General features: G+C 40.6%; 22 protein-coding genes and 2 pseudogenes. 9 read left to right on the top strand and 15 right to left on the bottom strand.

Annotated features, from left to right (window positions below; translation table 11 throughout):
• Positions 1-257: 257 nt before the first annotated feature.
• From V7K36_RS11045 to V7K36_RS11060, 4 genes and pseudogenes are all read right to left on the bottom strand, one after another.
• Entirely contained in the window at positions 258-464 is a 207-nt protein-coding gene (locus V7K36_RS11045) for a phycobilisome linker polypeptide (RefSeq protein WP_334826620.1), read from the bottom strand.
• 223 nt (positions 465-687) lie between these two features.
• Positions 688-1,176: an allophycocyanin subunit beta gene (gene apcB / locus V7K36_RS11050; RefSeq protein WP_069068902.1), complete on the bottom strand. Its 489-nt coding sequence runs from the start codon at positions 1,174-1,176 to the stop codon at positions 688-690.
• Positions 1,177-1,241: 65 nt separating this feature from the next.
• The gene (gene apcA, locus V7K36_RS11055; protein ID WP_094328048.1) at positions 1,242-1,730 is read right to left on the bottom strand and encodes an allophycocyanin subunit alpha; all 489 of its coding nucleotides are present in this window, start codon (positions 1,728-1,730) and stop codon (positions 1,242-1,244) included.
• A gap of 415 nt (positions 1,731-2,145) precedes the next feature.
• A pseudogene (locus V7K36_RS11060) lies at positions 2,146-5,433 on the bottom strand (phycobilisome rod-core linker polypeptide); the annotation flags it as partial.
• 491 nt (positions 5,434-5,924) lie between these two features.
• On the opposite strand from V7K36_RS11060, the gene V7K36_RS11065 reads away from it, so the two are divergent.
• Together V7K36_RS11065 and V7K36_RS11070 are read left to right on the top strand one after the other, a co-directional pair.
• Positions 5,925-6,455 (top strand): hypothetical protein, encoded by a 531-nt coding sequence (locus V7K36_RS11065; RefSeq protein ID WP_335115662.1) that lies wholly within the window; start codon positions 5,925-5,927, stop codon positions 6,453-6,455.
• 28 nt (positions 6,456-6,483) lie between these two features.
• Positions 6,484-7,134: a YdcF family protein gene (locus tag V7K36_RS11070; RefSeq protein WP_335115664.1), complete on the top strand. Its 651-nt coding sequence runs from the start codon at positions 6,484-6,486 to the stop codon at positions 7,132-7,134.
• Positions 7,135-7,149: 15 nt separating this feature from the next.
• Here the strand turns inward: V7K36_RS11070 and V7K36_RS11075 are convergent, their stop codons facing one another.
• The 6 genes and pseudogenes from V7K36_RS11075 to V7K36_RS11100 all read right to left on the bottom strand — a co-directional run bounded on the left by V7K36_RS11075 (position 7,150) and on the right by V7K36_RS11100 (position 13,430).
• Positions 7,150-8,133, bottom strand: a complete 984-nt coding sequence (locus V7K36_RS11075) for an NAD-dependent epimerase (RefSeq protein ID WP_335115666.1) — start codon at positions 8,131-8,133, stop codon at positions 7,150-7,152.
• A gap of 4 nt (positions 8,134-8,137) precedes the next feature.
• Positions 8,138-9,265 carry a glycosyltransferase family 4 protein gene (locus V7K36_RS11080; protein WP_335115668.1) on the bottom strand — a complete coding sequence of 376 codons (1,128 nt, stop codon included), beginning with the start codon at positions 9,263-9,265 and terminating at the stop codon, positions 8,138-8,140.
• 48 nt (positions 9,266-9,313) lie between these two features.
• Positions 9,314-10,399 (bottom strand): glycosyltransferase family 4 protein, encoded by a 1,086-nt coding sequence (locus V7K36_RS11085; protein ID WP_335115670.1) that lies wholly within the window; start codon positions 10,397-10,399, stop codon positions 9,314-9,316.
• 85 nt (positions 10,400-10,484) lie between these two features.
• Positions 10,485-11,855 (bottom strand): annotated as a pseudogene (locus tag V7K36_RS11090) (polysaccharide biosynthesis tyrosine autokinase); the annotation flags it as partial.
• A 15-nt stretch (positions 11,856-11,870) separates the two neighbouring features.
• On the bottom strand, positions 11,871-12,935 hold the full coding sequence (locus V7K36_RS11095; RefSeq protein ID WP_335115672.1) for a GumC family protein: 1,065 nt from the start codon (positions 12,933-12,935) through the stop codon (positions 11,871-11,873).
• A 27-nt stretch (positions 12,936-12,962) separates the two neighbouring features.
• Entirely contained in the window at positions 12,963-13,430 is a 468-nt protein-coding gene (locus V7K36_RS11100; RefSeq protein WP_335115674.1) for a Wzz/FepE/Etk N-terminal domain-containing protein, read from the bottom strand.
• A 797-nt stretch (positions 13,431-14,227) separates the two neighbouring features.
• On the opposite strand from V7K36_RS11100, the gene V7K36_RS11105 reads away from it, so the two are divergent.
• Entirely contained in the window at positions 14,228-14,392 is a 165-nt protein-coding gene (locus tag V7K36_RS11105; protein WP_335115676.1) for a hypothetical protein, read from the top strand.
• Positions 14,393-14,402: 10 nt separating this feature from the next.
• Positions 14,403-15,419 carry a UDP-glucose 4-epimerase GalE gene (gene galE / locus V7K36_RS11110; protein ID WP_335115678.1) on the top strand — a complete coding sequence of 339 codons (1,017 nt, stop codon included), beginning with the start codon at positions 14,403-14,405 and terminating at the stop codon, positions 15,417-15,419.
• 119 nt (positions 15,420-15,538) lie between these two features.
• Here galE and V7K36_RS11115 read toward each other — a convergent pair whose 3' ends face one another.
• The 5 genes from V7K36_RS11115 to V7K36_RS11135 all read right to left on the bottom strand — a co-directional run bounded on the left by V7K36_RS11115 (position 15,539) and on the right by V7K36_RS11135 (position 18,725).
• Positions 15,539-16,006 (bottom strand): 2-phosphosulfolactate phosphatase, encoded by a 468-nt coding sequence (locus V7K36_RS11115; RefSeq protein WP_335115680.1) that lies wholly within the window; start codon positions 16,004-16,006, stop codon positions 15,539-15,541.
• Positions 15,976-16,368 carry a hypothetical protein gene (locus V7K36_RS11120; protein ID WP_335115682.1) on the bottom strand — a complete coding sequence of 131 codons (393 nt, stop codon included), beginning with the start codon at positions 16,366-16,368 and terminating at the stop codon, positions 15,976-15,978. The genes V7K36_RS11115 and V7K36_RS11120 overlap by 31 nt, the downstream gene beginning before the upstream one ends.
• Complete coding sequence (locus V7K36_RS11125; protein ID WP_335115684.1) at positions 16,365-16,895, bottom strand: hypothetical protein; 531 nt, start codon at positions 16,893-16,895, stop codon at positions 16,365-16,367. The genes V7K36_RS11120 and V7K36_RS11125 overlap by 4 nt, the downstream gene beginning before the upstream one ends.
• A complete protein-coding gene (locus V7K36_RS11130) occupies positions 16,892-17,617 on the bottom strand; it encodes a hypothetical protein (protein ID WP_335115686.1) in 726 nt (241 codons plus the stop codon). Before V7K36_RS11130 ends, V7K36_RS11125 begins: the two co-directional genes overlap by 4 nt.
• A 337-nt stretch (positions 17,618-17,954) precedes the next feature.
• Positions 17,955-18,725, bottom strand: a complete 771-nt coding sequence (locus V7K36_RS11135) for a restriction endonuclease (RefSeq protein WP_335115688.1) — start codon at positions 18,723-18,725, stop codon at positions 17,955-17,957.
• A gap of 159 nt (positions 18,726-18,884) precedes the next feature.
• Between V7K36_RS11135 and V7K36_RS11140 the strand changes: the two genes are divergently transcribed.
• From V7K36_RS11140 to V7K36_RS11160, 5 genes are all read left to right on the top strand, one after another.
• Entirely contained in the window at positions 18,885-20,066 is a 1,182-nt protein-coding gene (locus tag V7K36_RS11140; RefSeq protein ID WP_335116054.1) for a class I SAM-dependent methyltransferase, read from the top strand.
• A 547-nt stretch (positions 20,067-20,613) separates the two neighbouring features.
• Entirely contained in the window at positions 20,614-21,054 is a 441-nt protein-coding gene (locus V7K36_RS11145) for an ATP synthase subunit I (protein WP_334941855.1), read from the top strand.
• 60 nt (positions 21,055-21,114) lie between these two features.
• On the top strand, positions 21,115-21,876 hold the full coding sequence (gene atpB / locus V7K36_RS11150) for a F0F1 ATP synthase subunit A (RefSeq protein WP_334826638.1): 762 nt from the start codon (positions 21,115-21,117) through the stop codon (positions 21,874-21,876).
• 152 nt (positions 21,877-22,028) lie between these two features.
• Positions 22,029-22,277, top strand: a complete 249-nt coding sequence (gene atpE / locus V7K36_RS11155) for an ATP synthase F0 subunit C (RefSeq protein WP_196521630.1) — start codon at positions 22,029-22,031, stop codon at positions 22,275-22,277.
• A 324-nt stretch (positions 22,278-22,601) separates the two neighbouring features.
• Positions 22,602-23,033 carry a F0F1 ATP synthase subunit B' gene (locus V7K36_RS11160; protein WP_334941860.1) on the top strand — a complete coding sequence of 144 codons (432 nt, stop codon included), beginning with the start codon at positions 22,602-22,604 and terminating at the stop codon, positions 23,031-23,033.
• Positions 23,034-23,143: the final 110 nt, after the last annotated feature.

A 23,143-nucleotide genomic window follows, 5' to 3' on the forward strand; every position in this document is an offset into this window, starting at 1 on the left:
TTATGGCAATTTTTTACACAGTTGCAGACAACGACTTCAACTAACAACAAATCTTATTCTGATGCTATTTACTTAACATAACTCAATGACTTAATCCGATTAACTGCTTGGCTTTTAGGAGATATGATGATGCAAGGATTGTTAGCACAATCACCAGTGAGCGATCGCATTTTCTAACTTTCAAAAATCCAAGCAACAAAAAAGAGGTCTTTTTCGACCTCTTACCAATTCCCTAAAATAATGTTCTATTTACAGAATTACGACAAGCCAGTATTAGCACCTTGCTTACCAGTTACCAGCTGCACCTTGATGATTTTGCCGCCTGCTTTTTGAATACGTTGCTGTTCGCGGAACCAGTTCTCATAGGGAACTAGCTTAGTGAAGTAAGTATTTTGCAGTTCGCGTTGGGTACGAATTCGGGTTTGGCTGGGAACTAGAGCAGTAATTTTAAACAAACGTGACATATTTTGAAAATCTCCTGTATACTTTGTGAAAACTTTTTTTATCTCAAAATCTTGAGTGCAAATCTTTTAATCATTCAAAGGCTGGAAATCAAACATCAATATTAGACCACTAACACTCATCACTGATAATTTACCAAGATAAGCAATATAACGTTCTAACACTCACGGTTGATTTCCAGACCTTAATAAAGCCGCACCTAAATTCTTAAGCGCAAACTAGCTCTTAACTTAAGCCAGAGGAGATATAGTCTAAGTAAACGCCCATTTCCTTACCGGCGTCAGAACCAACCAAGCTAGCGGTTACTTCCTTGATTGCTTGGATAGCTTGCACGGTAGCACCAACGGGAACTCCTAAAGAGTTGTAAGTTTCCTTCAAGCCATTTAATACACGCTCATCCAGAATGGAAGGATCGCCAGCTAACATAGCGTAGGTAGCATAACGAAGGTAGTAGTCCAAATCACGGATGCAAGCAGCATAGCGGCGGGTGGTGTACATATTGCCGCCGGGACGGGTGATGTCAGAGTATAGCAAAGATTTTGCTACAGCTTCTTTGACGATCGCAGCAGCGTTAGCGCTGATGGTGCTAGCAGCACGTACCCGCAGTTCGCCAGTGGCGAAGTAGCCTTTTAGCTTCTCTAAAGCAGAAGAGTCTAAGTATTTACCTTGAACGTCTGCGGAGTTAATGACAGCGGTAATTGCGTCTTGAGCCATGTTGTTAATTCCTTATTTCCAACCGTATTGCAATACTTCTGTTTCAGTAGGTAAACAGCTTTACCTTATCCTAGAAGGGCGCCAACTAGGTAGTCGAAGTAGCTACCAGCTTCACTAGCGTCATCACCAGACAGCAGAGTAGCAGAGACATTCTTCAGCCCACGGATACCTTCAGCAACACCATCGATAGGAGTTCCCAAGGACTTGTACAGTTCACGGGCACCGATAACACCAATTTCTTCGATGGGGGTAACATCACCAGCAACGATACCGTAGGTAACGAGGCGCAGGTAGTAATCTAGGTCACGCAGACAAGTAGCAGTCAATTCTTGACCGTAGGCGTTACCACCAGGAGACACAACATCAGGACGCTTTTGGAACAGTTGATCGCCAGCTTGTTTAACAAGCCGTTCACGATTTTCTGACAAAATTTGAGCAATCCGCACACGGCGCTCACCACTTGCAACGAAGGATTTGATCCGATCTAACTCACCAGGGCTGAGATAGCGGGCTTCTGCATCAGCATTCACGATAGCTTTCGTGACAATACTCATTAATGGATTCCTCCAATACGAATGAAACCAGGATTTGATTAAACTGGCGCGACTTTAAATTTGGTTTACTGAGTTTGTTTTCTCGTCCTTTTAGACACAACAGTTTCATAACTGCTACGGCTAATAAATTACGAGTTTGCTTGAGTCAACATAAGTACACAAGCTTTTAAACTCAATTACCTTCCGCAAAACATTTTCCGGCATTCTGTTGAGCATTTATGACTGCTCTTAACACTTTGTAATATTGCTTTTCAGAATTTACTGTTTTAACTGCAATCTGAGAGCAATATTACGAAAGGTTACGAATAGGCATTGGGCATTGGCAAGAAAGTTAAGTCCTTAGTCCCCAGTACCCAATTCCTACTCCCGACTCCCGACTCCCGACTCCCTAATCAACCGCTACACTGCCGAGTTAGTTACCTGCTGGCAGAGACGGGAAGCGGTTGTAAGGCACAACATCTTCACCGAAGTAGCGGCTATATTCTGGGCTTTCGACTATTGCTTCTACAGCAGCCGACAAACCACTATCGGCTAGCAGCTGGTTATACTGGTAAATTTCTGACTGAGTTGCGGGTGTACGCCCCAACAAGTGACGAAAGAGGAACTCAATCACCTTGGCATGAGGATAAGGTGTGTAGAAGCGCTGGCGATAGATTTCGGAACTGGCTAGTTCACGCACAAACTCCCGCACGGAAATTTCCCCATTTTGGAGTTTGCTGTCTAGGTCAGTACGGCGGAAATTATCAGGCACTTCACCACTAAATACATCCAACACCTGACAGTAAATAGCGTTGATTGCTTGTAGTGTTTCAGCTTGGTTTGTGCTTTCCGTCAGACGGTAAATGCGTGCATTTTTACGCACACTTAGTTCTACAGCTTGTCCGCTACCATCGTTGTAGGAACGACCCAGTTCAGCAAAAGAGGGATTGTTCTGGTTTATACCATTTGTTCGCGCTGCTATATCTGCGATCGCCTGTGTCAAAAGTGGTGTATCACTAGCTCCTACCCGGGCTTGTACTGGCTTAAAGCTAGGTACAACTACGTCATCATTTTGCTTCGTAAGCTGATTGTACAGCTTCTCTGTATTCGGGAAGTTTGCCGCAGGTAGGGTCGGGAAGCGACGGTAAGGTACCGTATCTTCACCAAATACCTGGTTATATTCCACACTATCTACCAAAGCACCAATAAAGGCACGAATACCTTGAGTAGCCAAAATCTGGTTATACTTGCGGATTTCTGCTTGGTCTAGTGGCGCACGTCCTAAGAAGTGTTTGGTTCCCAACTCAATTACTTTGGTGTTGGGGTAGGGTGTGTAGAATTCTTTCAGGTAGAGGTTAGAGTAACCCAAACCTTCAATAAATTCCTTCACACTAATTTCGCCATTCCCTAGCTTGCTTTCCCATTTTGTAAATTCGTTTTTGGCGATGTAGGGTGCAATATCCCGCTCAAAAATTTGACGATACGCAGCGCTAATCAAAGTTTGCACTGCAACTTTGTCACTGGTATTCGCCACCAGCTTGAAGATTTTGGTTTGTTCGCGTTGCTTGCTGACGCCTTGGTTAATCCGGAACTGAATATCTGGTTCTGACCGGTTTTCTGTGACTGTACCCAGTGTCACAAAGCTCGGTGTTACTTCCTTCTGGAGTTTAGCGGCAACATCATCACGAATGCTACCAACGCGCAATTGTCGCCCTGCTACACCACCAGGAGTCAGATACCGTTCGTAAGGAATTGTATCTTCACCAAATGCTTCGTTGTATTCTACGCTGTTAATAATGGCATCAACTACCGCGTAAAAGCCCTGTTTAGCGGCGATGTCGAAATACTTGTTGATTTCTTGACGACCATAGGTTGGACGACCCAACAAGCGGCGGTGAATATACTCGATCGCTTTACAAACATATAGCGATGTCCAGTAGAGATTGCGGAATACATCCGACTTAGCCAAAGCACGGATAAACTCACGCACGGAGATGTTGCCGTTTTCCAGCTTGATTTCCAATACCTTCTGGCGCTGACCTTCGTAGACATCGCGACCGAAAACTTGCAGGTAAGCAGCTCTAATCAGTGCTTGCGTTGAGCTTTCGGAGTATCTGACGCTAGAACCTTTGGCAGCTTTTTTCCCAACAGTACCAGGTAGTTGATCTAACTTGAACACCTTCGGACCAAGAGTACCAGGAGCTTCACCCCGCGCTTTGGGATTACTATTTTGGTTATTAATCCCTGCCCCTTGGTGAATCAGGATTCGCTTGGTATCCTTACCAAAAGGAGCCGGACTCGTGCTGGGGTTGCGAGTTTCTTTCGGGAAAATCGCCCCAAACTGAATTTCCAAGGGGTCATTACCAGAGCCGTAAGGATGTTGATCTGGTAGGGGTTGCTCGTAAGCAGCAAATGTGGTTATGAACTGAGGTATCTTGCGGAAAGGCGCACTGTAGTTAAACAGGTCTTGCTGCGGTCCCCAGTTGCGACATTCTTGTGCTTCTTGACCCAGACCCCGGAGATAGGGTACCGTTTCCTCGCCAAAATAGTCGCCGTATTCAGCAGAATCTACTAAGGCATCTACCAAGGCCGGTAGACCACCGTTAGAAATAATCGAAAAGTATTTTTGTACTTCTTCGCGGCTACTTGGGCCCCGTCCCAAAATGTGACGGAAAGCTAGTTCGATGACTCGGCTGTTAATAAAAGGCTGGTAAAACTGTTTTTGGTAAAGGGGAGATTTAGTTAGACGACGGACAAACTCTTTCACAGAGATGTCGCCATTCTTGACCTTGGATTCTAAGTCAGATATGGACAAGCTATAAGCACGGGTAATGTCGCGCTCAAAGATTTGCCGATATGCAGCTTTGATTACCTCATTTTTTTCGCTAGCTGATAACCCAGTCTTCATCACAAACTTGGGACGCCGTTCTGCCGCATTAAAGTAAATTTGGGGCAGTTGCAACCCTTGCTGGTCGCTAGAGGGGCGTTGGCGCAGTTTATTTGAAGGTGTGGCTGCTTTGAATTCTGTTAACAAAACATCCATGTACTGAGACACAATCTCTGTAGCCTCAGCATCGTTGCGGAAAAACGAAAGTGACCCGGCTTTGATTTCCTGCAAAGCTACCAGCGTTGCTTCACCAGAGCAGGCATTTTCAATTATTTCCCGCAAACCTCGTGTATTCACGGCTATGATGTTGGGGTCGCCAGCAACGATCGCATAAGTAGCGTAGCGCAAGAACCAGGATAAATCCCGCAAGCTCTTGGCCATGTTGCTCGGACCATAACGAGCAATGTTAATTGGTCTGAAACCTGCGGGTGTCGGGCCACTGGGGGATGAGTTAAATATTGAGCGTAAATTTTCTAGGAACCCACCACGACTTTCAACGTAGGTTACGGTTCCCAGTTGCATCCCTTGTTGAACATTAGCACCACCACCAGCAGTTACTAGTTCTGCTTCTCTAGGCTTTTCTAAAAAAGCCATTGGCGAACCACCGACAAAAATCCGGTTGGCAGCACGAGATACGATAATCTCGGCATTATCCGTCAGCGTCTGAGAAATTTCTAAACGCTTTGCACCAGATGCAAAATAGCTTGCCAGTTCATTTAGTTCACCACTTCCCAAAAAGCGGTCTTGCTGCTCCGCTTGGGTAATTGTAGCTACTGCTAGGGTTTGATATAGTTGCGGACGCGCAACTGAGCTTCCACCACTCGCCTTAACACTCATCGGATTTCTAAAACTCCCATCATCAGCGTTTATGTGTTAAGTCTGGATTGTTTTGAGGCTTGACACATCGGTGTGTCTATGCTTTATGAGCTTGAGAGTATTGCCTGCAAAACTGCCAGTAAATTAACCCAGTTAGCTTTTAGATTAGAACGTTTTGCGTTCTCAAGGCTGGTTTATTAAGAAGTGTGTAGAACCTCGCTCTTGAATGTATCCAGTCTTAAGAATGGGTACTATTGTTTGGCTGAGACAAAAGATAAATTTTGTAACTACTTATCGGTAGACGGACACCCGACGATTATTGCAACTGGTGCAAAATCTCTGTTGAAACCAAATTGACTTTAGCAACGTCAGTGGACAGTAGTCATTAGAGGATGCTAAGTTATTTTTGCTACCACTACCTTGATCTTGATAAATAACGCCAACCGGAAAATAATTGTCAATTTGTGGTGGTTTTAGCTTTACCTATTAGCATTCTTTAATAGGAAAATACTATGCTCAAAAGTTCTAAATTTAACTATTTATTCAATGCTACCCTGTCGGCCATCGCAGTTATTTTGGCTGTCAGTCCTGTAAATGCGCTTCCAGAACAAAACATCAGCACCGTTGTTAAGTGGGCAAAAACCAGACCTCAACTACCAACTCTGAGATACAACAGCGAAGCCCACGGCTACGAAGGGACAAAGGGAAAATTATACTTTTATGCTGATGTCCCTTCTCAAAATGGGACAGTGACTAAAGAAAGAATAACCGTTAGTGGTGACTCAAGCCTCAAATTCACCACAAAAAATGCCAAAGCAGTGAAATTGTTAGAAAATATTTATAATTATAACATTGCCAATGACTTCCAGAAGTCTCGATATATCACCAAAATTGGACGTGACCAGTTTTATCGCGGGGAAAAGTTTGCTTACATAGCTGCTGCGGTGCAGGATGGGTCATCATTGCAGATAATTCCCTTAAATAAGTTGCAAGAGTTTATAGATAATGCCAAACATTGTCAAACCAATCAATGCGACATTTAATTAACCCTGTTTTGAAATTTGACATTTTATGCTGAAGGGGCGACGTAAATTTCCCGGCTTGATTCCTGGTTTCGTAGTAGCTAGCAGTAGCAGCATACTTTTGAGTTTCAATACCCAAAAAATATTGGTAATGCTCATTTTGGCCATCGCCTTTTTCTTGGCTAGTATGATTCCTGTAAGAATAGCTGTTGCACTCCATCAAGCCCCAATACCCCAGGCTATTTTAGTCTTGGGGAGTGCTACCAAAAGAATGGAGTTTGCCGCCCGATTTTGGCAATCTCACACTAATGTAGATATTTGGGTTTCTGATTATGCTTGGAATCTGGATGTTAATCGCCGTATTTTTCAACAGTTTGACGTTCCAAATAAGCGGTTGCACTTAGATGGTAGAGCAACGGATACTGTGACTAATTTTACGACTTTGGTAGAAGATTTTGTCAGGCAGAAGTTACAGCATATTTATCTAATTACATCCAATTATCACATGAAAAGGGCAAGAGCGATCGCGGCGATCGTTCTCGGTAGTCACGGGGTTGCGGTTACACCTGTGGAGGTTCCTTCGCGAGGAGACGAGTCAGAAACCCTGGTGCAGGTGTTACGAGATTGTGGGCGATCGTTTTTGTGGGTTGTGACCGGGAGGACGGGAGCTAGTTTTAATCCGCGTCTTGAAAAACTATGATTTGTCTACCAAGCACTAAATACCATAGTAAAATTTGAACCACGATGTAAATTTATCTAATCCTACTTCAATTGGTGTACTCGGTCTGAACCCGACATCTCGAACAAGATCATCAACATCGGCATATGTGATTGGAACGTCACCTGGCTGCATTGGCAAAAAGTTTTTCTGTGCTTTTTTACCCAAATGACTTTCTAGCACTTCAATAAAGTGTAGTAGTTCTACGGGTTGATTGTTGCCGATATTATAGATTTTGTAAGGAGGAATGCTCGCATCTAAATCTGATGTAGGGATTTTATCAATAACTCTCACCACACCTTCAATAATATCGTCGATGTAAGTAAAGTCTCGTTGCATCTTGCCATAATTGAATACGTTAATTGGTTCACCTGCCAAGATGGATTTTGTAAAGGAATAGTAAGCCATATCAGGACGACCCCAAGGTCCATATACCGTAAAAAAGCGTAGTCCTGTAGCTGGAAGGCAATACAGATGACTATAGGTGTATGCCATCAGTTCATTAGCTTTTTTTGTGGCGGCATAGAGGCTGATGGGGCGATCAACATTGTCGTTTACAGAAAAGGGGATCTTGGTATTGGCTCCGTATACGGAACTTGAAGAAGCAAATACTAGATGTTTAACTTGGGAATGACGGCAACCTTCCAGAATATTAATGAAGCCACTTAGATTGCTGTCTGTGTAGGCATGGGGATTTTTGATGGAGTAGCGCACGCCTGCTTGAGCAGCTAGATTGACTACAATATCAAACGGATGATCTCTAAATAATTTTGCTATATTTTCTCGATCTGCTAAGTCTAATTTATAGAATCTAAACTTCTTATTTTCTTGTAGTTGCTGAAACCGATCGCATTTTAATTTAACATCATAATAGTCGTTTAAATTATCTAAGCCGACAACTGTATCGCCTTGAGATAGCAGTTTTTGACAGAGGTAAAAACCAATGAAACCTGCTGCACCTGTAACTAGAATAGAACTCATAGTCTTATCTTTTTATCTTAACTTTGTCTGCTAGTACGCGCTCATAGATTGCTTCGATTTTTTGCACCATTAAGTTAGCATCAAATAGTTGCCGTGTAAGTTGACGGGCATTGTTCCCCAGTCTTTCTCTTTCTTCTGGATGTTGCAATAAGTAGTTTAAATGTTGAGCTAGCTGTTCTATATCCTTTGCAGGAAAAAGCAAGCCTGTTTTACCATGCTCAACTTCTTCAGGAATACCATTGACGCTAGTTGCCACTACAGGTACACCAGCACGCATAGCTTCTAGAATACTGATAGGCAAACCTTCATAATGGGTACTGAGAATAAAAATTTGAGATTGGGCTAATAAATCGGGTACATCTGTGCGATCGCCTAAAAAAGAAACCCTTTCTGCAATTCCAAGAGAATGTGCTAAATCTTTGCAGAATTCCAGAGATGAACCACTACCAGCCAAATCAAGATGGATAGGGTGATTAGACAATTGAGCGATCGCTCGAAGTACAGTTGCTTGGTCTTTTTGTCCTTGAAATCGTGCTACCATGATTAATCGAGGTGGCTGTTGTGAAGAATTCGCAATGCACAGAGGAATATTCGCAATGCCATAATGAATGACCTGGAGTGAATTTTTATTGCCAACACCAAACTTGAGGGCTTGCTGACGACCGCTTTCAGAGACACAAATTAGCTTCGCAGACAGTGGTGCCAATAATTTTTCAGCTATCAGCGCCACGGTTCGCTGAAGTGGAGGCGTTCCCTGAGTAAAACCCCAACCATGCGCTGTGAAGACAACAGGTGTCTTGGATATGCATGCAGCAATACGTGCTATAACACCAGCTTTACTGCTATGTGCATGAATGATATCAGGTTTAATTTTATTAATCAATGAAATACATTCTTTGATAGCGATAAATTCACTTGATAATTTAATATCACGACTTAAGTTAGAAATTAAATGTACAGCAACATCTAAATCACTAACAAATTCTGTTAGTAAACCTAATTGACTAGTTGCCAGGTGGATTTGATAGTCTTTGCGAAAATTTTCGATTAAATCATAAACATTTTTTTGAGCACCACCAAGCTCTGATTTTGTAATGATATAGAGTACGACAGGTTTTTTGGAATATTTCATACACAGCAACCTCACCTTATTTAGTTTGTGTAAAAGTGGATAAAGTTATTAACTGACAGTTTTTGTGTACAAATCTATATATTCTATTACTGTTTGATTGATATCAAATCTAGATGCTCTCAGTCGAGCATTTTTGCCCATCGTTAAACGTAGGTTTTGGTCTGCAAGTAACTTGCTCAATTTTTTAGCAATATCATCTTCACACAGAGGGTCAACAAGAAATCCAACTTCAGATGTTTCAGTTGCTTCTTCAGTTACTGCCTCTCTAACTCCAGGAACACTGCTGACAATTACGGGCAGTTCTGCTGCCATTGCCTCAAGCAAAGCTAAACTAAATCCTTCCCATAATGAAGTTAGAAGAAAAATATCAGCTTGGTGAAGTAAATCAGGAATATCTGTGCGAAAACCTAAAAACTTCACCTTAGATTCGAGGTTTAGAGAATCAACCAGTTCTCTCAACTGTTGTTCTAAAATACCAGAACCCAAAATCCAATACTCAAAAGCCTGCTCAGAAATTTTGCTCAAGGCTCGGATAGCAGTTGCATAGTTTTTCAACTCGATTAAACGCCCAATCGATATGATTATAGGGGTATTACCTTTGGGCTGAGGTGTAGAATGAGGTAAGTATTTTTGAATATCAATACCATTATGTATAATGGTTATTTTTTTGATTAATTGAGGTTGTGAATGAAGCAGAGCCTCAGCAACCGCAGAGCCAACACAAATGATTTTCTGATAAAAATAATAGAAAAACTTATCAATTATTTTCCCATAAAATTTATTTCGTCTCCAGTTGAGTGTACTATGTTCAGTAGTTATCAAATAAGCCTTTAAGTTTAAATATCTGCTGATTATGACAGTAAAAAATTGTGAAGGAAATAAATGAACATGAATGATATTTAAATCCTTCCACTGTGGTTGAGATAAAAATGAATAAAGTTTGAATGGTACTGATAATTGGTAAGGACTATCAAAGCCAAGGGAATAAGCATTTGGTAGACTACCAGCCGAGGATTGTATTAAACTGAGAGCATGACTATCAATACCTTGCTGAAGACACATTTGATGTATCTGAAGAGCGAGTTTCTCTGCTCCGCCGCCTTCAAAGGAGTTAATAACGTGTATAATTTTCATAGTTTATTACTGATGTGTCATTAAGTCTGTTATAAGTTTGAGAAAATTAAATAAAATTATTCTTCCATAGCATATCCAGTGAATTTCATGGGTTTTCTGAATTCCACGCTAAATTTCTTATAGATGCCCGTTTCTTGGCAAAGTGAATAGATGCATATATAAAAAAGCTTATCCAGGGAAGTAGACGAAGACGAGTATTCGCACCGATATTGTCACTAAATAGAGCGAAAATTCCAACTTGTATGAGACAAGTTATCAAAAGAAGTATCTCTTCATTATTCTTATTTTTTATTGTTCTGCCAGACCATGATTGCCACAATTGAAAATATAAAATCCACATACCTATTACTTCAGGTAGTGTAATAAGTGTAACTAGAGACTTCATTTGCCAAGGTAAAGGACCTAACATTGCATTGATATAGCTTTGTCCATAGGTAAAAATAAAATTAATCGGATTGCTGTAGTCGATAGATATACCAGTTGAACTACCACCTGTTGAATAGGCATTTTCTCTCTGCCTAGCAATTTCTTCAGTGTTCAAGGTAGGAGCTATATGTTCAAAACCAAATATTCCTTGACCGAAAAAGTAAGGAACTAAGGCACAAGGAATTAAAACTAATGCTAAGACAAATAATTTACGTTGAATTTTTACCTTCCAAATAAGTGTTAAATATGCAAAAAAACCCATCAATAGTCCAACTCCTGCGTAATTACGCAAGAAATAGACTATGAACAAGGTTATAACCCACCAAATCCAAAGGCTTTGCTTTCCTCTTTTCAAAATAATTATGAATAAGTAAATATTCAGAATTGCGAAAAGAACGAGTAGTAAATCTCTAACTAGTTGTGTAGAGTACCAGAGTGCAGAAGGGTACAGAGTAAGCAGTATTCCTGTAAAGTTAGCAGCATAGTTTCGGTCTTGCTGAGGGAGATTGTCGTAATAGCCCTTCTTGCTGTAGTACATATAACCACTATCAGCAGTAACTCCATTCACCACCATTCCCAAAACACGCAATCGCGCCTGCTCAAGCATTATCTTCGTACTCTTAGCAACAGCAGAGTCAAGCACTCCAGGACGTACAACCAGCAATATTCCATCTGCCATTTTGCCTAGCATTAGTCCATCACCAAACAGACTCAAGGCAGGAGTATCAATAATGACATAATCATAATCTTTGGCTGCCTCTTGAATTAACAAAGCCATGCGCTGTGAGTCTAGCAATGCTGCCGGATTAGGTGGAATTGTTCCAACAGTTAGCACATCTAAGTTAACCAATACTTCTTGGGTAGTGCGGGAAAACTCTGCTTGACTGACTAAAACATTACTCAGTCCTAGCAAGTTGGGTAATTTCCAGATTTGTTGTTGGCAGGAGTGACGCATATCCGCATCTACCAACAGCACTTTGTGTCCCATATGTGCTTTAGCTACTGCCAGATTAGATGCCACAAATGACCTGCCTTCACCTGGAGTTTAACTAACCACAGCAATTACTTTTAGCGGTTTATCAAAAACGGTAAAATCTAACTTCGTCTGAAGCATCTCAAAGGCTGAATTCCCTACTGAGTAAGGATTTTCTCTCATTGGCAGTTCTAATAAAGACTCTGCCTCACCACCTTTAGATTTTTGACCCAAGTGAGGAATTGTACCGAGCAAGGGATAATCAAATAGCTGTTGAGCTTGCTCAATAGTTTTCAGGGATTGATCCATAGCTTCCAACATTAAAGCTATCCCCACACCTAGCAAAATTCCCAAAAATCCACCTAGCACGAAGTAGAGTTTAATTTTGTTAGCTGCTTTGTTGGGAACTAAAGCCATAGATACCACCTGTGCATTACCGACATTTTGATTGACAACGACATCCACTTCTTGCGATCGCTTCAGCAGTTCTTCATAAGTTCCTCGTGCTACTTGCAACTGTCGCTCTAGCTGTTGCTGTTTTTGTTGCAATTGGGGTAAGACACTCAACCGTTTTTGGGACATTGTGTATGCATCCTGCAAAACCTTAATTCGATTGGCTAATGCTGAACGTTCCACATCCGACTGTACCAACTGAGCAGTTAGAGTCTGCTTGAGTTCCCCCATCTGTAAATTTTGCGTCGGTACAGATTTTTCGCTGCCCGCGTTTTCCAAAACTCGCATTGCTAACTGTTTTTTGAGAGCTGCTGCTTTTGCCGTCAAATTAACGATCGCTGGATGTTCATTTGTATAGCGAGTCTGTGCCACCGCTAACTCGTCTTCCACTTTCTGATATTCTGTTAGCACCTCTTGCACACCTTTGGATTGACTTAAATTGCCCATATCCAGAGCTTGCAGCGAATTCAATTTCAATTGATGTTGAAGAAGTTGTGAGCGAGTCTTGGCATCTACCAAGTTGGACTGAGCTTGAGTTATTTGACCAGATAACTCATTAAGCCTTTGTACACCTGTGGTAGCTTCTTGGTCTAAGGCAACTACCTTGTTTTCTTCTTTAAACTTACGCAAAGCTGTTTCTGCTCTAACTACCCTTGCCTCTACTTCAGGCAATTGGTTACTCAAAAATCTCTTTGCAACCCTTGCCTGGGCTTAATTAACGCTAATATTGTTTGCCAGGTAATATTTCATCACCGAATTCACAACAGCTGCGGCTTCTTTTGGATCACTACTGCTGTAGTAAATCGCCAAAATATCTGTACCTCGGATACTTTTAACCTTAAGTTTTTTGAGAAACTCATCTATTTCTAGAGGTGTTCCTTTCTTATCTGTCAGACTTAGGCTAGTAATGGTTTTCTTAACTATTGGATTGGAGCGAATTATCTCTGCTTCTGTATCCAATGGGCTGCTTAGTTGAGTGACACCGTTTAACTCTCCAACTTGTGCCGAGGGACTTGTCAGCGAAGAAACACGGTCAGTTTTACTGAAAAGCAACTTGCCTTCTGCTTCATAAATTGGCTTTTGTCTGATGGCAATCAAAGCTGAGAGTCCAAAAATAGAGGCAGTCACCGTAGCTATCACTAGCCAACGCCTTTTCAGAATCAGTGAGTATTGTTGCAAATCTAGGGAGTTTTGGTCTTCTTAGTTAGAGGGCATGGAAGATATTGCGAATATCTGAAATACTTACTAATTTTGCTTCACAATTTTGGTAGTCCAAGATAGTCATTTGAACATACTTAGGTTTAATTATTTACAAAATTAAATATATAAAAAATACCAGACCTATCTGTAATTTTTTCAGTTTGCTTTCCTTTTTTTTACATCTTTTCAGTTGTTATGCCAGAAAAATCATCTAAATGTCAAGGTATTTTTAATATGCTTTATTGAAAGTTTAAATTAATTTAATACCAACTCTATGTGAATATTACTGTACTTTGACCAATTACAATCCTTAGCATGAAGTTGATAATAGCATTTTATCAATTACAATCCTTAGCATGAAGTTGATAGCAGCATTTTATCAGATAGAATAAATTTTTTGCTATTACTTCATCACTCCGTAAATCTATCATATCAAAGTAAATTTACTGTAAAAATTTCAATTTCAAGTTTATATAGACTACACTCATGACATAATTCAAAGAGAAAAGGAAGAACTTTAATCTGTAGTGTGAGTCGGACAGCCAACGCAAGTAAAACGTTTTTTTATAGACATACTACGCCAAGGCACTGACAATTCCCTTCCCAGCTTCTAATACTCAATACCCAACTGCTTTGAAAAGCAGAGCATTGGAAAAATTTATCATTACTGTATACTTTGACAGAATACGGCTAGTTTTTAGTATCACCATCTTTGAATCTCTTACTGCTTTTAAGAAACAAAGAAATCCCAGGATACTGAAAAATAATAAAAATCAATGACTCTTAAAAGTTATGTTAGTTACCCTGCCAATACTAGGTTGCCAAATATAGTCCGCAGCCTACCGATATTGCTCTTGTTAGGGGATATTTTTGGGTTGCTCATTTGTTTAGCGATCGCCTTCAAAACTATTCGAGTTGTTTTGTTAGGTAAAGGTAGATAAGGAAAAAGAAATGAAAAATAAAATATTGGTAACTGGCGGTGCTGGTTACATTGGCTCCCATGTAGTTCGTCAACTGGGGGAAGCTGGTTATGATGTCGTGGTCTACGACAACTGCTCTACAAGTTCACCAGCATCCGTACTACACGGTAAACTAATTATTGGTGATTTAGTAGACACTGAGCATCTTTATCAAGTTTTTGCCCAGCATCAATTCAGCGCCGTCTTACACTTTGCCGCTAGTCTGATTGTTCCAAAATCAGTAGCTCATCCCCTCGACTACTACGCAAACAACACCCGCAACACCTTAAATTTGCTGCACTGCTGTAGCGTTATGGGTGTTAACAAGTTCATTTTTTCCAGCACAGCCGCAGTGTACGGAGAAGTTGAAGAAAATCCTGTTACTAAGTCTAATCTCACACATCCCATTAATCCTTACGGACGTTCCAAGTTGATGAGTGAGTGGCTGATCCAGGACTATGCAGCAGTATCTTCACTGCACTACGTAATTCTACGTTACTTTAATGTAGCAGGTTCTGAACCAAGTGGACTATTGGGGCAAATGTCACCGAATGCTACTCACTTGATTCGGGCTGCTTCTGATGCGGCACTCAAGCGCAAGCCAGAAGTACGGATTTTTGGTACTGATTTTCCCACGCCTGATGGAACTGCAATCCGAGACTATATCCACGTCGAGGATTTGGCGACTGCTGACTTAGATGCTTTGGATTACTTAGAAAAAAAAGGGGAAAGCCAAATTTTCAACTGCGGTTACGGGCAAGGATACAGCGTGCGACAAGTTATTGAAAGAGTTAAGGCTATTTCTGGTGTAGATTTTCCCGTTATTGCCGCACCACGTCGTCCGGGCGATCCTGCCTGTGTTGCAGCTTGTGCTGATAAAATCCGTAGGGTTTTGGGTTGGCAACCAAAGCACAATGATTTAGACGAGATTATCAACACAACCATTACTTGGGAAAAACAGAGGAGTAACTTGGTAAGCCAGAGGCATCTAAGTATGGCATATACATAATTAAAACTGTCATATCATGTCCGCCTGAATACTTACGATAAAATTGACGCTGAGATGTTCAAATATAAGAACTCTGGAAATTTTTTATCGTAACTAATTACCCGGACATGATATCACACCTAATTAACGTTGTACCTGTAATTTACATAGGCATTATCAGTAAACAAAGGCACGCAATCACTAACGTTGTAGGCGGCTGACAGTTCAACATCTGACTCAAAACCTTTTTCAATCAACTCTTTACCTGAACTACATTTTTTCAAGTACCCCAGTAAATCTTGCCGGAAAGCCTGAAATGTTGCCACAGCCACTTCGGCTTCTGGTGAGAAACTGCCATGTGAATAACTAAGAATTGCTCCAGCACCAATTATATCTTCAAATGCAGGACGTAGGCTACCATCTTCTTTCCACCTTTCACCAGCAGGAATCACAGCGATTTTATCGCCATACTTTTGAGCAAACTGCGCTACAGCTTGGCAATTTCGCAAGCAGCCAGCCAAAGTTGGTGTATTCCCAGTATGTAAAGTCAGAAAAGAGCCATTAGGTGAGGGTAAAACTAGTCTAGTTCCAGCCGGAATTTGAACCACCGATTTTGGCGAGAGAGAATATCTGTTGTAGTCCAACGTTGTCTATGACTTGCCAACTCTGCTCGCACTGACTTGGCATAATCTATGACAGATTCATCTCTCATTGCGTAGGGAAAAATTATCGCGCCATTGTTGGTGGCAATTTCCACGCAGGTAGAAAAAGAGAGAACGTCAACTATCACAACTACATCACTTATGGGAGCGAGTTCAGCAACTCCTTGTGGTCCCCACTCACAGCGTAAATTAAACTCTGATTGGTCGTAAATCATTTTACTGTGGTATTTATTAATTTCTTGTAAGATGGTGTCTTGCCCATTCCACAATGAATATATTAACCAAGGATGATTTAGATGCAATTTCAAGATGTGTGTATTTGTTTAGCTACATCTAATATTTCTTTAAGTGTAAAGTAAATATAGTAAAATACTGGGATTCTATTAATTTCTATAATACCGTATTTTCGAGGCAGGCAATTTTTCACGTCTTTAGAAGACAGTTTAGGTTCATATCCACGGTAATTTTGAGGAAGATTTGCTAGTTTAATCGGAGTGCATCTTTCATCAAAAGTGATGCTCCATTTAATTTTTAATTCTAATTTACCATCAGAGCCTCGTTCTAAGTCATGGAAGAAATTTTCATAAAAATAGCTTATTTTTACTTTATTGAAATCTTTAAAATCTTCTTCTGTAATAAGTTTTGAATACGATAATTGAGTTCGGATGACACCAGTAGGATATATTTTTTGGAAAAATTCATCTACTTGCATAAATATATAATTCTCTATAGCCTTCTTTTGCTCATCGTTAGCAAATGAAATAAACGGAACGTAAGCACTCTCAAACTCTGTATCTCCTGAACGAGTTCCAATTATATTTTTGTTAAAATTCATAAATTATCTTCTAGATAAATAGTTTGTATTAAAGAGAAATTTGCCCTAAAGACTGTTATACCTTTAAGGTTTAGCTCTGGTTCCAATTCTCCCAATGGAGCAGATGGTTCTACGTCATAATAATAGGGAATAAAAAACTCATTTGCAGAAATATTATGTGTTTTCTGTAGAGCATATTCATATATAAGTTGTTTAACTAGATCATCTCTATATTTTTTTGCTGGCTTTGGAGGCAATAGTTTATTTTTGTAAAACTCCAGTGGTACTAGATAAATAGCGCGATCTAGATACTTATGAATTTGAGAATATTCGATGTCTTCACTACGTCTAACTTTCTTTTGAACTGAGCTGATCGCAAGTTCATCGTAGGCTTCCAGAACTCGCTCAATCATTTTAATCTTACTGTAGAGTACACAAACATCTCCTTCCTCTGTTTGCATCTTGACTCCACCAGATGAAAGAGTCGTCTGATCCTGCTCTTGTTGAAAATCAGGTTTATTTATGTTGAATCGTTTGTTGTCTAAATTATCGACCTCAAACTTCCGAAAGGTGCGATACATTTTGAAAAATAAATTTCGTACTGCGTCGAAGTCACCCTCTGGGAAATCATCAAAGCCATTGGGCAGACAAAACTCGAAGTTATCTTCAAATTTAGACTTACGAATACCAATGAAAAAATCGTTAGTGTTTTTGACTATATTAAGGCTAGAAAAGTCAAACATGGAACGTTAAACATAGAGGCTAGTGTTTCAAATTGATATTGTGACACGCAAATCAATCAGCCAGGTTCATTAGATTTTTAATTAAAGTATTATGTAGTTTAGTGAAATCTCCAAAAGTCACAAGATTATCTTTTGTTACATTTAGAAGCTCCACTAGTGGCTTTTTATCACGATTAAAAACACTGTCCCACAAAAAGAACATTAGTTTATTCTGTATCTGTTCAGCAGTTACAGGCTGTTTGATGAAATAATAGCCGATTTGCTTGTCTTCAATTCCTCGAATGGAGGCATGATGGCTTTTGATAAAGTTATTAAGGTTTTTAATCAGCTTTTTCCATTAATTTTCATCTAAGATTCCTCCTTGTCCATACGTAGCTGTATTCGGCTTACTCTCATCCCAGTTCACAAATTCCCAATCCCAACGACGTTTGAATGCACTGTCCATGAAGTAAATGGAATTATCAGAGGTGTTCATGGTAGCAAGAATAGAAAGATTAGGGGGGATTTTGATAATTCTATTTACCAAATCAAATCTTAAAAATTCAATTTTTTTTTGTAAGGTTTCTAGTTTGGCGACTCCTTCGTAAGGTTGCAATTTATATTCGTTGATATTTCCTCTGTCATCATAACTAAATTTAGTTCCTATCAATTCTAATAGCTTTAAAAATTCAATAACAGTTAGATTAATTCCGTAACTTGACCAACCATCTTCATCTCTATCTAAAAGTTGAAAAACAGTGCCAAATATAGCTGAGGAGTTACCTCTATTTATTTTATCAATTACAAGAGCAACATTTTTCGGTTGGTTCAGTTGTTTACCTTCTTTATCGTAAGCTTCCTTAATATTCTTATAAGCTTGAGATAGTGCTTTTAAAAAATGTCCTTCATAGTAGTTGTACTCTACTTTCCCTGATCTCATCGTAATCGGTATTAATTTGCCCATGAAATCCCCATAGGTATATTCTGGGTGAAAAACTGTTTTGATAATATTTTCAGGATTAGTACATTCATCTATACCTAAGTGGTTAGGGATAATCTCGGAAACTATTCTGTGGCTTTTGCCAGTTCCAGGACTGCCAAAGAGGATTTTATGAACGGGTTGATTCATTAGTGGTGATATTTGATAAGCAACCATTTTTTAAAGCTAAATGCAAAATTTATACAACAAACCAGTTTAACTCAACTTCCTGAAAACGGAGGGTAAAACTTCTTGGCTGCGAGCATCAAATATTCGATAGACTCAGAAATGCCCCAAGATTTACTTACCATGTCCGATTCTCAAACTGTTAGTGCTGCTGTTGCCAAACTCTACAATACCTACCCCTTTCCACCAGAAACCCTGTTGGATGAACCACCTCCAGGCTATAACTGGCGCTGGAATTGGCTAGCTGCTCATAATTTCTGTACAGGTCAAAAACCCCAAAGGCAAGATATTCGGATTTTAGATGCAGGTTGCGGTACTGGTGTGGGTACAGAGTACTTGGTTCACCTCAATCCTCAAGCTTCTGTTGTGGGAATTGACCTCAGTACTGGCGCTTTAGCTGTAGCCAAAGAACGTTGTCAGCGTTCTGGGGCTAACCGCGTTGAATTTCATCACCTCAGCTTGTTTGATGTGGAACAGTTACCGGGTGAGTTTGATTTAATCAACTGCGTTGGTGTTTTGCATCATACCCCTGATCCGATTCGCGGTATTCAAGCCTTGACGAAAAAGTTAGCCCCAGGCGGCTTGATGCACATTTTTGTATATGGGGAGTTGGGACGCTGGGAAATCCAACTCATGCAAAAAGCGATCGCACTTATTCAAGGTGACAAAAAAGGCGACTACCGCGATGGTGTCCAAGTCGGGCGGCAAATCTTCTCTTCTTTACCAGAAAATAACCGAATTGTCAAATCCGATAAACAACGTTGGTCACTAGAAAACAACAAGGATGAATACTTTGCTGATATGTACGTTCATCCCCAGGAAATTGACTACAACATTGAGACGCTATTTGAATTAATTGATGCTTCGGGATTGGAGTTTATTGGTTTCTCGAATCCGAGTTTCTGGGATTTGGAGAGACTTTTGGGCAAAGCACCAGAGTTAGTAGAACGGGCTAAAGATTTGAGCGATCGCCAGCTTTACCGTCTGATAGAATTACTAGATCCAGAAGTAACTCATTACGAGTTTTTCCTTGGTCGTCCTCCCTTAATCAAGTCCGACTGGACAGACGATAACGCGGTATTGGCAGCGATTCCCGAACTTAATCCTTGTATTGAAGGATTTCCCAGTCAATGTTTCTTTAATTACGATTACCAGATTGTTAATTTATCAGTAGCAGAGTTTGAGTTTATGCAAAGATGTGATAATAATTCCACAATTGCAGATATTTTGGCAAGTGTGCAACTGCGATTGGATGGGGTAAGAACGCTTCTCCAGCAGCAGCTGATTTTATTGACACCTGCTTAATTACACTGGACTCCGATACTGAATTATTAAAACAAATTTATACTCGTGGTGATGAGCGATCGCCCATCACCACTTTTGGTAAATTAATGTAAATTAGGAAAGTGTCCCAGAAACGGGGTATTGTACATCTCAAAAGTTGGAGTTTTCTGGAATTCAGCAATCGTGCGATGTTTAATGACAAGCCGCTACTCTACGATTTCTGATTTGCGGTACGTCCATACACTCCTCAAGCACTAGTTGATTTTCTTGACATCGACTTAATTCAAACACCAAGATGGTATGTAACGTCTTTGGAGGAAATTATTCTCTCAAAAAATCTCGAATTGGAAGAAATTTTGAATTTTCAGGTAGCGATTATTGATTATTCACCCCCTCACTCCCCCAGATCATCAGCCGCTCTCTCGCTTCTGGTACCGCGACTTTACTTACTGTCTAACGTTGACAAGAAGTTAATTGTTTTTTCCTAAAGTATTGTTACCGCATCGTGATATGATTCATCTGACTGAATGTGCAGTCATAATGTTTAACTGTACTGGTTTCAAGTCCCGTGAGCTTGTCAGACGAATCAATTGCGCCCACTCCGACAACGCAACAAGATGCTAAAACTGATTCTGAAGACACAGAATCAGATAACTCCATGCAAGAGTTCTATCAACTCTTCCAGCGATTGTTGGTAGTCACGCTTGTCTTGACGGGGGTTATTTTTATCTCTGTGTGGATTTTTTATTCCTTGAACATTGCTCTTAATTATTTAATTGGGGCGTGTACAGGTGTGGTTTACTTAAAAATGCTCGCTAGAGACGTTGAGCAGCTCGGTAGTGAGAAAACCAGTTTGAGCAAAACTCGTTTTGCTCTATTTATGGGAGTAATGATCGTAGCAACTCAATGGCGTGAGCTACAGATTCTACCCATATTTTTGGGATTTCTCACTTACAAAGCCACGCTCCTCGTCTATATGGTGCAAATTGCGTTCATTTCTGATTCTTAAAAAGTCAGGCTCACAAAGACAATAATCCCATCCTCGCTCGTTGGGGAAAATGCTTGAAGAATGCAAATGCTTAGTGTCTTAAACGCCTTTAATTCTTTTCCCCTCGCCGAATTAGAAGTAGGTCATCATTTCTACTGGCAGTTGGGCAATCTTAAAATTCATGGGCAAGTTTTTCTCACCTCATGGTTTGTGATTAGCATTTTAGTAGTGGCTTCAATAGCTGCTACTCGCAACGCACAAAGAATTCCTAAAGGCATCCAAAATCTGATGGAATATGCCCTAGAATTTATTCGTGATTTGGCAAAAAACCAACTTGGTGAGAAAGAGTATCGCCCTTGGGTGCCATTTATTGGCACATTGTTCTTGTTTATTTTCGTATCGAACTGGTCGGGTGCGCTAATTCCTTGGAAGCTCATCAAGCTACCTTCGGGTGAATTGGCAGCTCCCACCAATGACATCAATACGACTGTTGCATTGGCACTGCTGACCTCTTTAGCGTACTTTTACGCAGGTTTTAGCAAACGGGGTTTGGGCTACTTTAAGAAATATATAGAGCCAACACCCATTCTATTGCCGATCGCAATTCTCGAAGATTTCACCAAGCCCCTCTCCCTAAGCTTTCGGCTATTTGGTAATATTTTGGCCGATGAGCTGGTAGTAGCGGTGCTGGTGCTGCTAGTTCCTCTATTTGTACCTCTGCCTGTAATGGCCTTGGGTTTATTTACCAGTGCCATTCAAGCCCTGGTTTTTGCTACCCTAGCGGGGGCATACATTCATGAGGCAATCGAGGGACACGGTGGAGAAGAGCATGAGGAGCATTAAACTTCTCAGTTGATAGCACAGTTCCAAGAGCATATTCGCTCAAAACATCGCAAAAGCGATTTGTCAGAACTCGGTGCAGCGAACGTGAAAAACACGTTTCTAGTCGTTAACGTACATTTGTTAGTTTTGTAATCAAACCAAGGAAAATCAAAATGGATCCATTAGTGCAGGCTGCTTCAGTTCTCGCTGCTGCTTTAGCGATTGGTTTAGCTGCAATTGGCCCTGGTATTGGTCAAGGAAATGCTGCTGGACAAGCAGTAGAAGGTATTGCCCGTCAACCAGAAGCAGAAGGAAAAATTCGCGGTACTCTGCTATTAACCTTGGCGTTCATGGAATCCCTGACTATTTATGGTCTAGTTATTGCCCTGGTACTACTATTTGCTAACCCCTTCGCAGGATAGACCTAAAAGTTTTTATGAGTGTGGAGACGTGAACCATCACGCCTCTGCAATCTAAATATTTTAGGCATTAAATCGTTCTGATGTAGTTGACTAAGAATTTGAGATTTTAGGTTGCCCCAAAGGTGCGCTTCCAGCGCAACTTTGATTTTGGATTATCAAGAGTTTTCGGTACATACCCCTAAGCTTGTTGGTGGAACAAATCTAAAATTGCAAATCTAAAATCCAAAATCCCTTGACCCTTGTTGGCTATGGGTCTTTAAAATATCAAAGGTTGGATAATGTTGCTAGCCAGGAAAACTGCTACTCCAGCCAAAGAGGAGAGAAATGTTTGATTTCGATGCTACCTTGCCCTTCATGGCATTACAATTCCTGCTATTGGCAGCTTTGTTGAATGTAATTTTCTATAAGCCACTGACCAAGGTACTAGACGATCGCGATAATTATATCCGAACTAATACCCTTGAGGCGCGGGAACGCTTGGCGAAAGCTGAACGTTTAGCTACTGAATATGAGCAGCAACTCGCAGACGCTCGCAGACAATCGCAAGCTACTGTAGAAGCAGCTCAAGTTGAAGCTAAGAAAATTACTGCCGAAAAAATCGCCCAAGCCCAAAAAGAAGCTCAGTCTCAACGAGAACAAGCTGCTGTTGAAATAGAGCAACAAAAGCAGGAAGCTATGCGTACCTTAGAGCAACGAGTTGATGCTCTAAGCAGGCAGATTCTAGAAAAACTATTAGGACCAACTCCTGTTAGATAAACTAACAAGACTGGTTCTGTAAAAGCATACGCGCAACTGGGCGGTAGTCCCAGAGCGCTTAATTAAGTGTCAAAAAAAGGCACTTTTTCCCTTCGGGGAAAGATACTTTA

This window comes from Nostoc sp., from assembly GCF_036919555.1.
GTDB lineage: Bacteria > Cyanobacteriota > Cyanobacteriia > Cyanobacteriales > Nostocaceae > Nostoc.